The organism is Amycolatopsis bartoniae, from assembly GCF_014191255.1.
In the GTDB taxonomy this organism is placed as follows: domain Bacteria; phylum Actinomycetota; class Actinomycetes; order Mycobacteriales; family Pseudonocardiaceae; genus Amycolatopsis_E; species Amycolatopsis_E bartoniae.
This window is the reverse complement of the sequence record NZ_JACHWH010000001.1, coordinates 1,686,553-1,701,237: the sequence shown is the minus strand read 5'-3', so window position 1 is coordinate 1,701,237 and position 14,685 is coordinate 1,686,553. Positions and strand designations below refer to the sequence as shown.

The window sequence follows — 14,685 nt, the reverse complement described above, 5'->3', positions numbered from 1 at the left end:
GCACTTTCAGTGCGCGGGCGGCGGCGGTGTGGGGGCCGGGCTCGTCGCCGGTGGCGGTGACGGCGGCGGTGGCGCGAGCTGCTGGTGGATCCAGCCCGCGTACGCGACAGCGGAGGTGTAGATCGACGGGGCGGTGGCGCACGTCGACGAGTCGTTGCCGGGGCGGCTCGTGACGCCCAGCAGCACCCAGTGCCCGTCCACCTGCGCGACCTCCGGGCCGCCGGAGTCGCCGTAGCAGGCGCCGGCCTTGCCGCCCGGGTTGCCGGTGCACAGCTCGACGCTTCCGCTGAACGCCGCCGTGCACTGAGTCGGGTCCACGATCTGGGTGTCCAGCTGCTGAAGCATCGTGGGCGCGTCGCCGCAGCCCGGCGTGGCGCACGTCTGGCCCCAGCCCAGTAACCGCACGGCCGTACCAACGGCGGCGGCCGTGCCGAGCGGCACCGGGGCCGCCTTGACCGGCTGCGGCAGGTGCACCACGGCGATGTCCCCACCCGCGCCTGCGGCGTTGTAGTCCGGGTTCACGACCAGCCTGTCCGGCGTGACCAGCTCACCGCCCTGCGTGCGGTCGTTGCTGCCCACCCGCACCGTGAACGACGACGCCGACTGGCCCACCACGCAGTGCGCGGCCGTCACCACCCACGACGGGTCGATCAGCGAACCGCCGCAGAAGAACTCGCCCTGCGTGGACTGCAGCGACGCCGCGAACGGGTACGGCTGGTCCGCGGGGACACCACCGACCAGCCGGGGTTCCGCGGCGGAACCCGGCTGCACCAGGAACAGCACCGCGAGCAGGCAGGCCGCGGTGCCCGACACCAGCCACCTCACGGCAGCGGCGGCACGGTGTCTTCGTCGTCGAGCTGCCCGTCGAAGTCGATCGACGAGTACGCCCGCAGCTTCGTCAGCCGGTGGTAGCCGTCGATCATGCGCACGGTGCCGGACTTCGACCGCATGACGATCGACTGGGTGGTGGCGCCGCCCGCCCGGTAGTGCACGCCACGCAGCAGGTCACCGTCGGTGACGCCGGTGGCGCAGAAGAACACGTTGTCGCCACGCACCAGGTCGTCGGTGGTGAGGATGCGGTCGAGGTCGTGCCCGGCAGCAAGGGCCTTCTCGCGCTCCGCGTCGTCCTTCGGCCACAGCCGGCCCTGCAGCTCACCGCCGAGGCACTTCATCGCGCACGCGGCGATGATGCCCTCCGGTGTGCCGCCGATGCCCAGCAGCAGGTCGACACCGGTGGTCGGGCGCGCGGCGGCGATGGCGCCCGCCACGTCACCGTCGGAGATGAACCGGATGCGGGCACCGGCCTCGCGGACCTCCTTGATGATCTGCTCGTGCCGGGGCCGGTCGAGGATGCAGACGGTGACGTCGGAAACGCTGCTGCTCTTGGCCCGCGCGACGCGGCGGATGTTCTCGGCGATCGGGGCGGAGAGGTCGACGCTGCCCGCCGCCTCGGGACCGACGGCGAGCTTCTCCATGTAGAAGACGGCGGACGGGTCGAACATCGCGCCCCGCTCGGCGACGGCGAGCACCGCGAGCGCGTTCGGCATGCCCTTCGCCATCAGCGTGGTGCCGTCGATCGGGTCGACCGCGACGTCACACGCCGGGCCGTCGCCGTTGCCGACCTCCTCGCCGTTGTAGAGCATCGGCGCTTCGTCCTTCTCGCCCTCGCCGATGACCACGACGCCACGCATGGAGACGGTGGAGACGAGGTGGCGCATCGCGTCCACCGCGGCGCCGTCCCCGCCGTTCTTGTCACCCTTGCCGACCCAGCGGCCCGCCGCCATGGCCGCGGCCTCCGTGACGCGCACCAGCTCCATGGCCAGGTTGCGGTCCGGTGCTTCCTTGCGCCTCGCGGGGCTGGGGGACGGGGTGACGCTCGACATCGGTGGCCTCCCGGGTGGGTGCTGGGCGGACCCCGATTCTCTCAGACCGGACGGATCCCGCAGGACATCTTCGCGCATGGCGAAGGTCACTGGGCGTTTTCGGCGTCCTCGTCTTCGACGGACTTCAGCGCCGTCTCGATGCGTTCCCGCGCACCGTCCAGGTGCCGCTCGCAGACCTTCGCGAGGTGCTCGCCCTTTTCCCAGAGCGCCAGGGACTGCTCCAGTGACAGCCCGCCGGCCTCGAGTTCGCGCACGACCTCGACGAGCTGGTCACGGGCCTGTTCATAGCCGAGCTCTGTGTTTTCCGCGGCCTCGCTCACCGGTGCAGACTAGCGCGCTCGCCATCGCGTGGTCGTAGCCCATGAACGCCTGCGCGAACTCCTGACCGTCACCCTCGGTGATGGCGTCCTCGATGCTGCCCTGCGCGCGGGCCACCCGCTGCCGGTACGCCGAGCCCTCGCTGAACCACCACTTCGTCCCGACGTACACCGAGGTGGCCTCGGACAACCGGCGCAGCCGCGCGTCCAGCCCGCACCGCTGCACCGCCGAGCCGCTCAGCAGCGACGCCCAGCAGGCGTCGGCGGCGCGGTCGGCTTCCGTGGCCCGGTGCAGCACGGCGTGGGCGCCGGCGTGCACGGCCGCGTCGGTGGTGAGCGGCAGGAACGTGGGGCTGCGCACTTCCTACTCTCCCGGCTCGACGGTCTGGGCGACCGCGTGCACGGCGCCGTCGACGACGCGCACGCGCAGCGGAGTTCCTTCCGCCACTTGAGAGATGGATCGCAGCACCTGGAGGTTGCCTGCCTCGTCCGGAAATTGCACAACGGTGTAGCCGCGGGCCATGGTCGCGGCCGGTCCGAGCGCGGTCAGCCGCGCCCGCGCGGAGGCGACGGCGGCCTGCTCGTGGGACAGCGTGTTCAGCATGGCGCGGCGCCCGCGTTCGCGGTGCAGCTCGACGTCGTCCGCCCGGCGTTGGATGGGCCCGAGCGGGTCCGCGAGCACGGGGCGGCTGCGGAGCTGGTCGAGGAGGCGGCACTGGGTGTCGACCCAGCCGTGCAGCGCGCGGCGGGCCCGGTCGCGCATCTGGTGCACGCGGGCGGTCTCCTCGCGGACGTCGGGCACGATGCGCTTGCCCGCGTCGGTGGGGGTGGAGCAGCGCAGGTCGGCGACGTGGTCGAGCAGCGGGGTGTCCGGTTCGTGGCCGATGGCGCTGACGACGGGCGTGCGGCACGCGGCGACGGCCCGGCAGAGGGCTTCGTCGGAGAACGGCAGCAGGTCCTCGACGCTCCCGCCGCCGCGCGCGATGACGATGACGTCGACGGCGGGGTCGGAGTCCAGAATGGACAGTGCTTTCCGGATCTGCGGTACGGCGGTCGGCCCCTGCACGGCGGTGTTGACGACCTGGATGGGCGCGGCGGGCCACCGGTTGTGCGCGTTGACGAGGACGTCGTGCTCGGCGGCGGAGGCGCGGCCGGTGATCAGGCCGATGCCCTTGGGCAGGAACGGCAGGCGGCGCTTGCGTTCCGGCGCGAAGAGCCCCTCGGCTTCGAGGAGCCGGCGGAGCCGCTCGATGCGGGCGAGCAGCTCACCGATCCCGACGGCCCGGATCTCGGCGGCGCGCAGGCTGATCGTGCCGCGCCCGAGGAAGAACGTGGGCTTCGCGAAGACGACGACGCTGGCCCCGTCCCGCAGCGGCGGCTCGATGCTCCGCACGAGCCGCATCGGCGCGGTGACGGTCATGGACACGTCGGCGGAGGGATCGCGGAGCGTGAGGAAGGCGGTCTGTGTGCCCGGGCGGGCGGAGATCTGGGTGACCTGCCCCTCCACCCAGACGGCCCCGAGGCGGTGGATCCAGTCGGAGATCTTGCGGGCCACCGTGCGGACGGGCCAGGGATTCTCGGCGCTGGTGGGTTCTTTGGTGTCTCGGGAGCCTTTGGAGTCCGGGGCGTCTCGGAGGTCCCGGGCGTTTCTGGGGTCCTGGGTGTCCTTGGCTGCGGCCGGTTCGGTGCTCACCGGCCGGTGGCACCTGTGCCGTCGCCACCGTCCGCGGTGGGGTCGGTGCTGTTGGTGAGGTCCTCGGCGCTGGTGGTGCTGCTGTTGGTGCTACCGGTAGTGCCAGTGTCGCTGGTGCCGCCCGTGGCGTTCTTGCCCCTGGCACCGTCCTGGTCGCCGTCATCCTGGTCGCGCTCATCTCCGCCGCCGTCGGCGAGGCGTTGGACGTTGCCGATCCGGCGGGTCAGCATGCCGACGAACGACGGCCGGTTCTCGTGGGCGCGCTCGTAGGCCAGCAGTTCTTCGAGCTGCTCCAGCGTGAAACGCCGCAGGCGGGCGCGCAACTGGGGCAGGGTCAGCTCGTCGTAGTTGCCGAGCCCGCTCGGGCCGACTACGGCCTCGGGATCGGCGTCGTCCAGGTCGTCATCACTCCGCGGAGTGATCCCGCTGCCACCGAACTCGGTTCCGGCGCCCGGGGAGACGGCAGCACCGGAAGGCTCGGGCGGACCGGGCTCGCCGATGGCGTCCACTTCGAGCGCGGCGTCGAGAAGTCCGCCGGCAGCGCTGTCGAACTCGCCTTCCGTGTGGTCTTCGGCGAGGGCGCGCTCTTCCTGCTCCCACGGGTCGCGGGCGTTCTCGCTCACGTCGCGCAGGCTCGTGGGCTTCCGGCCGTTGTGGCCCGTCGGCGGCTCCGGCACGGGCGGCAGGTCCTCGTCGAACGTCGCCCATTCGGGCGTCTCCTCAGCCGGGCGCAGTGAGGACAGCACCTCGTCGCCCTTGATGGCGAGTTCCGTGACGTGCTGCTGCAGCCGCATCGAGAACTGCAGGACCTGCGAGACGACGGTGACCGGCAGGCCCACGACGTTCTTGGGCAGCTCGCGGGCACGCTCGGCGGCCGTGACGGCCAGGCCCGCGGCGACGCGGAGGGGGAGCGGGAGCGGCTTCATGCGTACAGCGTGCCCCACATGCGCCATCCTGCCCAACCCGGCGAGTCCGAGAGGCCGTTCGACGTGATCGGCCGCACATCAGGGGTGGGCCGTACCCTGGGAACCATGAGTGCAGCTAGCCCCGCCACCGAGCCCGCCAAGCGAGTGCTGCTGGCCAAGCCTCGCGGTTACTGCGCCGGGGTCGACCGCGCGGTGATCGCGGTCGAAAAGGCCCTGGAGCTGTACGGTCCGCCGGTTTACGTGCGCAAGGAAATCGTGCACAACCGGCACGTCGTGGACACGCTCCGCGAGCGCGGCGTGATCTTCGTCGACGAGACCTCCGAGGTGCCGGAGGGCGAGCTGGTCGTGTTCTCCGCGCACGGCGTGTCGCCGGCCGTGCACGCGGAGGCGGCAGAGCGGAACCTGCGCACCATCGACGCCACCTGCCCGCTCGTCACCAAGGTGCACAAAGAGGTCAACCGCTTCGCCAGGGACGACTACGACATCCTCCTCATCGGTCACGAGGGCCACGAGGAGGTCGAAGGCACCTCGGGCGAGGCGCCGGACCACGTCCAGCTGGTCGACACGGCCGACGACGCCGCGAGCGCCCAGGTCCGCGACCCGTCCAAGGTCGTGTGGCTCTCGCAGACGACCCTGAGCGTGGACGAGACCATGGAGCGGGTGAACCAGCTGCGCGAGCGGTTCCCGAACCTGGCCGACCCGCCCAGCGACGACATCTGCTACGCCACCTCCAACCGCCAGACGGCCGTCAAGGCGATGGCGGGCGAGTGCGACCTCGTCCTGGTCGTCGGCTCACGCAACTCCTCCAACTCCAAGCGGCTCGTGGAGGTCGCGCTGCAGGCGGGCGCCCGCGACTCGCACCTCGTCGACTACGCGAGCGAGGTCGACGAGGCTTGGCTGGAGGGCGTCAGCACGGTCGGCGTCACGAGCGGTGCCTCCGTGCCCGACGTGCTCGTGATGGACCTGCTGCAGTGGCTCGCCGAGCGTGGCTACGGCCAGGTCGAAGAGGTCACCACAGCCAACGAGAAGATCGCCTTCGCGCTGCCGAAGGAACTGCGCAAGGCCGCCAAGTAGCGGCTGGACCGTCCACAAGAGACTCACGATGGCGGCTGTCCGGTTCAGGGCAGCCGCCATCGCCGTTCCAGCATGAGTTGCGCTCGAACGTTGGCGTTTTCAGTTGCACCGGGAGCCGCCGCCGGGCCGATGTGGACCGAGCTGGTGCGCGCAGACGCCGAACCGAGTGGACGACGACCAGGCACCTGACTGAGCTGGCTGCGGCCTGGAGCACAGGTCGAGCTGAGCCGAGCGCGGACCGAGCCGACTGCAAGCCGGAGACGGTCGACCTGACCGAGCCGACGACGGCTAACCGCCGGACCGAGCGAGGCCGCGGCTCAGGCGTCGTCCTCCCAGGGGCGGCGCCCACGCGGAGGCGGCCCGCCGCGGCGTCCTGGCGATCGCCGTGGCGGCTCGCCGGAGGCACCACGGGACTCACCCGTCCCGCCGCGAGGAGGCAACCGTCGCGGGCGGTCGCCGGGCTGCCGACGACCTTCGCCGCCGCGGCGGGACTCGCCCTCGTCCGGCGCGCCACCGCGGGGCACGCGCCGACCGGACGGAGGCGGCGTCTTGCCGCGGCCGGACTCCCCGCCGCGTTCCCTGCGGTCGCCACGGTCACCCCGGCTGTCCCGGCCCGGCTCGGCACGGCGAGGCGGGTCCTCCGACCGCCGCCGCGGGGTCAGCGGCAGCGACGGGTGTTGCTCACCCGCAAGCGGCCGCTGAGCCGGCGACCGGCCCTCGGTAGGACGGCGGACGCGCGTGGCGCCACCGCCGCGCTCGGCACCGCCGTCTCGCCCCTTGCGCTCCGCAACGCCGCGCGCGGGCTTGCCGGCCCGGTCGTCCTCGCCGTCACGCGTCCGTGCCTGGCTCGACGGACGCTTGCGGGCCGGGGACGGCTTGCCCTCGCCGCTCTTCGGGACAGCCTCCGGGTTCCGCTCCCGGTACAGCCGGACCATCCCGATGGCCAGCGTGAAGCCCGTGGTGATCGCCATCGCCGGAAAGCCGTTGATCAGCGGCGTACCGATCGCGAGGGCTTTCGCGAGGGTGTCGCTGTTCGCGGGCAGGCCCGACACCAACAGGACAACGAGCGGCACCGTGATCGCCAGGATCAGCGGCGGCTGCACCATCGGCCCGAAGAGACTGCGTCGCTGCACCGCGCAGACCGCGGCCACGGCACCGATGAAGTAGCAGATGTCGAACAGCAGGCTGAGCCCGTTCTGCAGCTGCAGCCCCGCGACCGCACCGACCACGGCGAAACCGAATGCCAGCAGCACCGCGCCCCACCAGGGCAGGCCACGGCGCTCGCCGACGACGGGACGCGCGTCCCAGGGAACGGCTACCTCGTCGGCGTCGGTGTCGCTCTGCCGATCGCGAATGGCGGTCACAGGTGAACACGGTAACTCGTTCGGACGGCCCAGCGCCCGCCACTCCGCGGACTTGGACCTCCAGGCAGGCCAAGATGGACCGTTCGGCCCACGATGACCAGCGGTTTTACCTGTGCCGAGCCTGTTGGCAATGTGCTCGTTACGCTTCACGCCGCCTTACTGGTCTGGACCCCGGCGGTCGTCGTTCAACTGGTTGCCAGTTCGTCCCCCTTTCGTACGGCTGGTACCTCCGTGGGGCTTCCGGACGCCTCGGTCAACGGCGTGACCGCCGCCCGGAAGCCCTCCAGCGCGTCCAGCTCACGCCGACGGGCGGACAGGAAACGCTGCAGATGCGTGCTGGACAGGTTGAGCGCATCCACCGCGTTCCCCGCCGCCCGGTGTGCGGCCCCGGCCCCGGCCCGGACCCGTTCGATGTCGTCGACGACCGCCCGGTCGCTCGCCGCGAACAACGCGGCCGAGGCCAGTACCGCGAAACCCGTCGGGCCACACAGGAAGACCCGCCGGTCGAGCATCCACCGCAACAGCTCGGGATCGGTGTCGAGCGCGGCGACGACCGCCGCGTCGGAGGGAACGAACATGACGGTGCCGTAGATGCCGTCCGCCCAGCGCTGGTAACCCTTGCCCGCCAGCTCCGCGGCGCGCGAGCGCAGGTTGCGGACGTGCACCCGGAGCGCGTCGAGCCGTTCGTCGGCGTCGTCCGTCTCGACCGCTTCGGCCCAGCACGCCATGCTCGCCTTCGCGTCCACCGGGACGGTGCGATCGCCACCGACCCGGAGCACCATGTCCGGCTTCGCCGCGCCCCCGCCGGCCAGGTCGGTCTGCAGGGTGAAGTGCAGTCCCTCCCGCAGACCCAGCGCGCGTGCGGTTTCCACCAGAACCTGTTCCCCCAGTTCGCCCCTGCCGCTGATCGAGGCGAACGCCACCTCGTACCGGCGCAGGGCCGCCTGCTGCTGATCCACGCGTGAACGCTCGACCTCGACCTGCCTGGCGGCGGCGTCCGCACGGCGCATGCTGTCCGTGTAGAGCCGCCACAGCAGGACGATCGCCACCAGCAACGCCAGAGCGATGACGACGGCCGCCGTGCTGATCACGGTGGATGCCACGGTCGACCTCCTTCCTCTCGATCTTTCTCGGTCGCGATGCATTCTGACGGCACCCACCGACAAAAATCGCAGGGCCGAAAAGTCGCACACACGTTCGAGTGAACTCCTGCGGCATGTCTCCGTGGTTCTGTCGTAGATCGGCTCTAACTTGGGCTGCGTGAGATTCCTGCACACCTCCGACTGGCACGTCGGACGCACGTTCCACGGCGCGGACCTGCTCGCCGAGCAGGACGCCGTGCTCGGCCACCTCGCGGACCTGGTCGCCGCCGAGGCGGTCGACGTCGTGCTGGTGTCCGGGGACGTCTACGACCGCGCGGTGCCTTCGGCGGAGGCCGTGCAGGTCGCGAACCGGGCGCTGGCCCGGTTGCGCGAGGCGGGCGCGCAGCTGGTGATCACGGCGGGCAACCACGATTCCGCGCCACGGCTGGGAGCTTTCGGTGACTTCGCCGCGGCGGGCGGGCTGCATCTGCGCACGGCGGTGCACCGGATCGCCGATCCCGTGCTGCTGCGGGACGAGCACGGCCCGGTCGCGGTCTACGGCATTCCCTACCTGGAGCCGGAAGTCGCGCGGCACGCGCTGGGCGTGCCGGAAGCCAAGGGACACAACGGAGTTCTCACCGAGGCGATGCGCCTGATCCGCGATGACCTGGGCCGCCGGGAGCCCGGCACCCGTTCCGTCGTGCTCGCGCACGCCTTCGTGACCGGCGGTCAGGGTACCGATTCCGAGCGCACGATCGCGGTCGGCGGTGTCGAGCAGGTGGGCGGCGAGGTCTTCGACGGCGTCGACTACGTCGCGTTGGGACACCTGCACGGTCCGCAGACCCTGGCGGAACACCTGCGGTATTCGGGAAGTCCGCTCGCCTACTCGTTTTCCGAAGCGCGGCAACGGAAATCGGTGTGGCTGGTCGACTTCGACGGCGTCGGGCTCGCCGAAGTCCGGCGGCACGAGCTGCCCGTGCCGCGCCGCCTCGCGACGGTCACCGGCGGCATCGACTGGCTGCTTAGCGCCGACGAGCACGCCGAACTCGCCGACTGCTACCTGTCGGTCACGCTCACCGATCCCGTGCGGCCGATCGACGCGATGCGCCGCCTGCGGGAGCGGTTCCCGTACGCCGTGCACCTGGAATGGCAGCCGGAGAACGGGAAAACGGGTGCGGTGCTGCGCTACGCGGAGGCCGTGCGGGGGCGGTCGGACGCCGAGATCGCCAGGAACTTCCTGGACGACTGCCGGGGTGCGGCGCCCAGTGAACGTGAGGAACGGTTGCTGCGCAAGGCTTTGGAACTCGCGGGCAGAGGTGAGTCATGAGACTGCACAGGCTCGAGGTCGCCGCGTTCGGCCCGTACCGGAAGCGCCAGGTCGTCGATTTCGACGCCCTCGGTTCCGACGGGTTGTTCCTGCTGCACGGGGACACGGGCGCGGGCAAGACGACGCTGCTCGACGCCGTGGCGTTCGCGTTGTTCGGCACCGTGCCCGGCGCGCGCGGCCAGGTGAAACGGCTGCGCTGTGACTTCGCGGAGCCGGACGAAGCCACCGAGGTCGTCCTCGAACTGACAGTGCAGGGGCAGCGGATGCGGCTCGTGCGCAGCCCCGAGTACCAGCGCCCGAAGCGCCGTGGCGAGGGAACCACGACGCAGCAGGCGAAGGCGTCGCTGACCTGGCTGGACGGCGTCCCCGGCGGCCAGCCGCCCGAGGGCCTGGTGCGCATCGACGAGGTCGGCCGCACTGTGCAGGGCCTGCTCGGAATGACTCACGAACAGTTCTTCCAGGTGGTGTTGCTGCCGCAGGGCGAGTTCGCCAAGTTCCTCCGCGCCGACACCGACGAGCGGGAGAAGCTGCTTGAGCGGTTGTTCGGCACCAAGCGTTTCGCCGACGTGGAAGCGTGGTTCCGTGAACTCCGTGTGGAAAAGCGCCGGGAACTCGACCGCAGGCGTCAGGACGTGCGGGAGTGGGTGGCGCGTTTCGCGCAGGTGGCGGGCCGGGAGGCGCCGGAGGAGAACCTTGCCGAGTGGGTGGGCCAGGTTCGAGCCGACGTCGAAGGTGCCGTGGCGGAAACGAAAGCCGTGGAACAGCAGGTCCGGTCCGCTTTGGACAGTGCGGAAAAGGCGCTGCTCGAACGCAGGAATGCCGCCGAACGCGTACAGCGGTTGCGTGCGGCGCGACGTCGTCTGTCTGTTTTGGACGGACAGAAGTCCGAACGCGCCCAGTGGAACGCGGAGCTGGCGGGCGCGCGGCGGGCGGCGACGGTGTTGCGGGCGGCCGAGCAAGCCGACCGTTGCGCTGGGCAACTGGAAGAGGCACGGACAGCCGAGAGCCAGCGGGCGCGGCGGCTCGCAGCCGTCGGTCACCAGGATGTCGACGCCGACGCCGTGGAACTGCGCAGGTACGCCGGGAAGCTGCGGGAGGAAGCCGGGGCGCTGGCGGGCCTCGTCGCGGAGGCGGAGCAGCAGGTCCGTGATCAGCGGGAGATCCGGCAGCTGGTCGAGCGCGTCGGTGAGGCGCGCGCGAAGGTGCAGGTGCTCACCGAGAAACTCGACGGAATTCCGCAGCGGGTGCAGGAGCTGCGGGCGCAGCTGGACGTCTCCAACGCGGCAGTAGTCCAGCTGGAAGCCCTGCGTACCAAGGAAACCGAGCTGACGACGGCTGTGCGGGACGCCGCCGGTCTGCCGGGCGCGCTTGAGGCGCTCAGTCGCGCAGAGGCACGCGTGCGAGCCGCTGTTGACGCGCACCAGGAGGCCCGGGACCACCGGTTGAAGCTGCGCGAACTGAGGCTCGAAGGCATGGCGGCCGAGCTGGCCGCGGGCCTCGTCGACGGCGGGGCGTGCCCGGTCTGCGGTTCGGCGGAGCATCCGGCGCCCGCTCGTCCCGCGGACGGGTCGGTCGACCGCGAGCAGGAAGCGGAGGCGGAGGCCGCCGTCGCGCGTGCCGAAGCGGCCCGGGGCGCGGCCGAAGCCGCGAAGCACCGGGCGGAGACCGAGCTGGCCGCGTTGCGGGAACGGTTGCGGGGCCGGACGGGGGACGAACTGGAGGCCGAGCTCCGGCAGGTCAAGGCGCAGGTCGCGGACATCGAAGCGAAGTCCCGTCAGCGGGCCCGCCTCTCGGCCGAACTGCGCTCCGCCGAGGCAGAGACGAAGTCGCTGACGGACGAGCTTGTCGCCGCTGAGCAGGCCGCCACGGCTGCCGAGACCCGGCGGCGCACGCTGGTGGACCGGGTCGAGGAGCGCGCCCGGCGGCTTGACGAGGCTCGCGGCGAGCACGAGGACGTGGGCGCCCGGCGTGCGCACCTCGCCGGGCTCATCCAGGCTCTCGACGCGCTCACCGAAGCGCGGCTGGCGCGGGCGACCGCCGAGCGGCACCTGGCGGAGCGCCAGGAGGAACTGCGGTCCTGCCTGGGGCAGGCCGGTTTCGAGACGGTGGACGAGATGCGTGCGGCGGCGCGTCCCGACGACGTCATGGCCCGGTTGGAGAAGCGCCTTTCCGACGCCGCGGCCGAGGAAGCCGCCGCCCGCGCGGTGCTCGCCGATCCGGAGCTCGCCGGGATTTCGCCGGACGACGAGGTGGACGTCGAGTCGGCGGTGGAGACGGCAAGGGCGGCGCGAGTGGCCGCGGAAACGGCGGTCGCCGAAGCACGTGCCGCCGCCACCCGCGCCGGCGAGCTCGGCCGGCTGGCCGGCCGGTTGACGCAGGCGACCGAGGCGATCAGGCCACTCGAAGAGGAGTTCGCGGAGCTTGACGCGCTGACCGACGTGGTCAACGGGCGGGGCCAGAACGCCCGCCGCATGTCCCTGCGCTCCTACGTGCTCGCGGCCCGGCTCGAAGAGGTCGCGGTCGCCGCCACAGCCCGGCTGCAGGCGATGAGCCAGGGCCGGTACTCGTTCGTGCACACGGACCGCGCCGGTGCGCACGGCACGAAGGGCGGCCTCGGGCTCGACGTGCTGGACGACTACTCGGGCACCGTCCGGCCCGCGAAAACCCTGTCCGGTGGCGAGTCGTTCCTCGCCTCGCTCTCGCTGGCGCTCGGCCTGGCCGACGTGGTCGCCGCCGAGACCGGGGGTGCACTGCTGGACACCCTGTTCGTCGACGAGGGCTTCGGCACGCTGGACGCCGAAACCCTCGACGTCGTGATGGACATCCTCGACGAGCTGCGAGCCGGCGGACGCGTGGTCGGCCTCGTTTCGCACGTCGAGGAGCTGCGCCAGCGCATCCCGACCCGGCTGCGGGTGCGCAAGGCGCGGACCGGTTCGACGCTGGAGGTGCGGATGTGAGCTCAGCGCAGCTCGGGTGACTCGTGGTCGAGCAGCCAGCGCTTGACGTCGACACCCCAGCGGAAGCCGCCCATCGCGCCACCGATGCGCAGAACCCGATGACACGGCACGAACAGCGCCACCGCGTTGCGGGCGCAGGCGGACGCGGCCGCCCGGATGGCCGCGGGCCGCCCGGCGAGCGCGGCGTACTCGCTGTACGTGACCGGCTTGCCGGCGGGCACCGTCCGCAGCACGTCCCAGGCGTGCTGCAGGAACTCGCCGGAGCGCTGGCGGACGGGGACGTCGTCGATCGCGTCCAGCTCGCCCTCGTGGTAGCGGCGGATCGCGGTGCTCACCGCACCGAGGTCGCGCTTCTCGCGCAGCTCGCCCGGTAGCAGCGAGCGCGAGATCTGCGGGGTCAGCTGGTCGAGGTCGGCGGTCCATCCGGACGACAGGACGGCGCCGTCGGAGGCGACGATCGCGGTGAAGGGGCCGACAGGGGTGTCCATTGTGGACCAGTGGGCGGTGCTCATGGGGTTCTCCTTCGAGGGGGTCAGGCGCTTCGCCAGAGGTACATGCCGGCGTACGACCGCCAGGGTCGCCAGGCCTGTGCGTGATCGGTGAGGTCGGTGATGCCGAGTGCCGCGGCGCCCTTGCGGACCACCAGGTCGTCGGCGAGGAGCAGGTCGGGCGCGCCGAGGACGCGCATGAGCACGTAGTCGGCGGTCCAGGGCCCCACGCCGGGCAGGGCGAGGAGCTCCTTCCGCAGCTCGTCCGGGTCGCGCCCGACGTGGAGGTCGAGCGCGCCGGTCGCCAGTGCCTCGGCGGCGGTGCTGATCGCCTCGACCCGGCGGCGGGGGCCGCGGAGGACGTCGCGTCCGTGTTCGGCGACGGCTTCGGGCGTCGGGAACAGCGTGCCCCACGGGAGCTGCTCGCCGAGGGCTTCGGCGAGGCGGCCCGCTGCCGTCCTGGCCGCGGCCACGGACACCTGCTGCCCGAGCATGGCGCGCAGCAGGAGTTCGGGTCCGTCGACGGCGCCGGGCACCCTGATGCCCGGGGCCGCGTCGACGGCGGGGGCGAGCGCGGGGTCCGCGCCGAGGACGCGCAGCACGGCCTCGGGGTCGGCGTCGAGGTCGAGGAGGCGGCGGGTGCGGGCGACCGCGCTGCCGAGGTCGCGCACGTCCGCGAGCCGCAGCTCGCAGCGGACGTGGCCGTCCTGCGGGGTGAGCTGGATGGTCGCCGGACCGTGCGGCAGCCGCAGCGTGCGTCCGTAGCCGCCGTCCTCGGCCCACTCGACGCCGGGCACGGCGCGGGCGGCGAGGAAGCCGAAGATGCCGCCGGCGTCGAACGGCTTGCGGTAGGGCAGCCGGAGGCTGAGCTTCGTGCCGGTCGGTTCGTCGGTGGGCACGGTGTCCGGCCGCCCTCGCGCCGCGGCCGCGGCACGGAGTTGCGATGGCGTGCGCGCGAAAACTTCGCGGATGGTGTCGTTGAACTGGCGGACGCTCGCGAACCCGGCGGCGAAGGCGACGTCGGACAGGGGCAGCTCGGACAGCTCGATCAGCAGGCGGGCCGAGTGGGCGCGGTGCGCGCGGGCGAGGGCCAGCGGGCCGGCGCCCAGCTCGGCGGTGAGCACGCGGCCGAGCTGGCGTTCCGAGTAGCCGAGGCGCCCGGCCAGGCCGGGCACGCCCTCGCGTTCGACGACGCCGTCGGCGATCAGGCGCATGGCGCGAGCGGCGAGGTCGGCGCGCAGGTTCCACTCGGGTGAGCCGGGCACGGCGTCCGGCAGGCAACGGCGGCAGGCGCGGAAGCCACCCGCCTGGGCGGCGGCGGACGTCGGGTAGAACCGCACGTTCGCGGCCTTCGGCGTCAGCGCCGGGCAGGACGGGCGGCAGTAGATGCCGGTGGTCTTGACGGCCACGATGAACTGCCCGTCGAAGCGGGCGTCGCGGGACGCGACGGCGCGGTAGCAACGCTCGGCGTCACGCCAGAGCGCCTGCCCGGCGGGGGTGGCTACGGCTGTCATGGCTTCGATACTGCCAGCAGGTCAGGGCGATGACTGGCGGAAATCCGCCATGGCGATGAC

13 protein-coding genes are annotated in these 14,685 nt (G+C 72.2%); 3 read left to right on the top strand and 10 right to left on the bottom strand.

Annotation, left to right across the window (positions count from 1 at the left end; genetic code table 11):
• Positions 1 to 6 precede the first annotated feature (6 nt).
• From FHX82_RS08205 to FHX82_RS08180, 6 genes are all read right to left on the bottom strand, one after another.
• Positions 7 to 816, bottom strand: coding sequence for a S1 family peptidase (locus FHX82_RS08205; protein WP_221215742.1), 810 nt, complete (start codon positions 814 to 816; stop codon positions 7 to 9).
• 5 nt (positions 817 to 821) lie between these two features.
• Complete coding sequence (glpX, locus tag FHX82_RS08200; RefSeq protein ID WP_145934049.1) at positions 822 to 1,883, bottom strand: class II fructose-bisphosphatase; 1,062 nt, start codon at positions 1,881 to 1,883, stop codon at positions 822 to 824.
• Between the two features lie 86 nt (positions 1,884 to 1,969).
• Positions 1,970 to 2,203 carry an exodeoxyribonuclease VII small subunit gene (locus tag FHX82_RS08195; protein WP_145934048.1) on the bottom strand — a complete coding sequence of 78 codons (234 nt, stop codon included), beginning with the start codon at positions 2,201 to 2,203 and terminating at the stop codon, positions 1,970 to 1,972.
• The gene (locus tag FHX82_RS08190) at positions 2,166 to 2,561 is read right to left on the bottom strand and encodes a hypothetical protein (protein WP_145934047.1); all 396 of its coding nucleotides are present in this window, start codon (positions 2,559 to 2,561) and stop codon (positions 2,166 to 2,168) included. The genes FHX82_RS08195 and FHX82_RS08190 overlap by 38 nt, the downstream gene beginning before the upstream one ends.
• Positions 2,562 to 2,564: 3 nt before the next feature.
• Positions 2,565 to 3,755, bottom strand: coding sequence for an exodeoxyribonuclease VII large subunit (xseA, locus tag FHX82_RS08185; RefSeq protein ID WP_229880478.1), 1,191 nt, complete (start codon positions 3,753 to 3,755; stop codon positions 2,565 to 2,567).
• A 134-nt stretch (positions 3,756 to 3,889) separates the two neighbouring features.
• Positions 3,890 to 4,819 (bottom strand): lipid droplet-associated protein, encoded by a 930-nt coding sequence (locus FHX82_RS08180; protein WP_145934045.1) that lies wholly within the window; start codon positions 4,817 to 4,819, stop codon positions 3,890 to 3,892.
• A 105-nt stretch (positions 4,820 to 4,924) separates the two neighbouring features.
• Here FHX82_RS08180 and FHX82_RS08175 point away from each other — a divergent pair, with 105 nt between their 5' ends.
• Positions 4,925 to 5,893: a 4-hydroxy-3-methylbut-2-enyl diphosphate reductase gene (locus FHX82_RS08175; protein ID WP_145934044.1), complete on the top strand. Its 969-nt coding sequence runs from the start codon at positions 4,925 to 4,927 to the stop codon at positions 5,891 to 5,893.
• Between the two features lie 317 nt (positions 5,894 to 6,210).
• Here the strand turns inward: FHX82_RS08175 and FHX82_RS08170 are convergent, their stop codons facing one another.
• Both FHX82_RS08170 and rmuC read right to left on the bottom strand, forming a co-directional pair.
• Entirely contained in the window at positions 6,211 to 7,257 is a 1,047-nt protein-coding gene (locus FHX82_RS08170) for a DUF6542 domain-containing protein (protein ID WP_145934043.1), read from the bottom strand.
• Positions 7,258 to 7,442: 185 nt separating this feature from the next.
• A complete protein-coding gene (gene rmuC, locus FHX82_RS08165; RefSeq protein WP_145934042.1) occupies positions 7,443 to 8,402 on the bottom strand; it encodes a DNA recombination protein RmuC in 960 nt (319 codons plus the stop codon).
• Positions 8,403 to 8,517: 115 nt separating this feature from the next.
• On the opposite strand from rmuC, the gene FHX82_RS08160 reads away from it, so the two are divergent.
• Positions 8,518 to 9,666, top strand: a complete 1,149-nt coding sequence (locus FHX82_RS08160; protein ID WP_183176519.1) for an exonuclease SbcCD subunit D — start codon at positions 8,518 to 8,520, stop codon at positions 9,664 to 9,666.
• Positions 9,663 to 12,623 carry an AAA family ATPase gene (locus FHX82_RS08155; RefSeq protein WP_145934040.1) on the top strand — a complete coding sequence of 987 codons (2,961 nt, stop codon included), beginning with the start codon at positions 9,663 to 9,665 and terminating at the stop codon, positions 12,621 to 12,623. The genes FHX82_RS08160 and FHX82_RS08155 overlap by 4 nt, the downstream gene beginning before the upstream one ends.
• A gap of 2 nt (positions 12,624 to 12,625) precedes the next feature.
• On the opposite strand, the gene FHX82_RS08150 is transcribed toward FHX82_RS08155, so the two are convergent.
• Positions 12,626 to 13,135 (bottom strand): methylated-DNA--[protein]-cysteine S-methyltransferase, encoded by a 510-nt coding sequence (locus tag FHX82_RS08150; RefSeq protein WP_145934039.1) that lies wholly within the window; start codon positions 13,133 to 13,135, stop codon positions 12,626 to 12,628.
• A gap of 20 nt (positions 13,136 to 13,155) precedes the next feature.
• The gene (locus tag FHX82_RS08145) at positions 13,156 to 14,625 is read right to left on the bottom strand and encodes a DNA-3-methyladenine glycosylase 2 family protein (RefSeq protein WP_145934038.1); all 1,470 of its coding nucleotides are present in this window, start codon (positions 14,623 to 14,625) and stop codon (positions 13,156 to 13,158) included.
• Positions 14,626 to 14,685: the final 60 nt, after the last annotated feature.

Bases quoted from the DNA above. Each gene is read 5' to 3' on its own strand.
- glpX (WP_145934049.1), bottom strand. From the start codon at position 1,883: ATGTCGAGCGTCACCCCGTCCCCCAGCCCCGCGAGGCGCAAGGAAGCA.
- FHX82_RS08180 (WP_145934045.1), bottom strand. From the start codon at position 4,819: ATGAAGCCGCTCCCGCTCCCCCTCCGCGTCGCCGCGGGCCTGGCCGTC.
- FHX82_RS08175 (WP_145934044.1), top strand. From the start codon at position 4,925: ATGAGTGCAGCTAGCCCCGCCACCGAGCCCGCCAAGCGAGTGCTGCTG.
- rmuC (WP_145934042.1), bottom strand. From the start codon at position 8,402: ATGCATCGCGACCGAGAAAGATCGAGAGGAAGGAGGTCGACCGTGGCA.
- FHX82_RS08155 (WP_145934040.1), top strand. From the start codon at position 9,663: ATGAGACTGCACAGGCTCGAGGTCGCCGCGTTCGGCCCGTACCGGAAG.
- FHX82_RS08150 (WP_145934039.1), bottom strand. From the start codon at position 13,135: ATGAGCACCGCCCACTGGTCCACAATGGACACCCCTGTCGGCCCCTTC.
- FHX82_RS08145 (WP_145934038.1), bottom strand. From the start codon at position 14,625: ATGACAGCCGTAGCCACCCCCGCCGGGCAGGCGCTCTGGCGTGACGCC.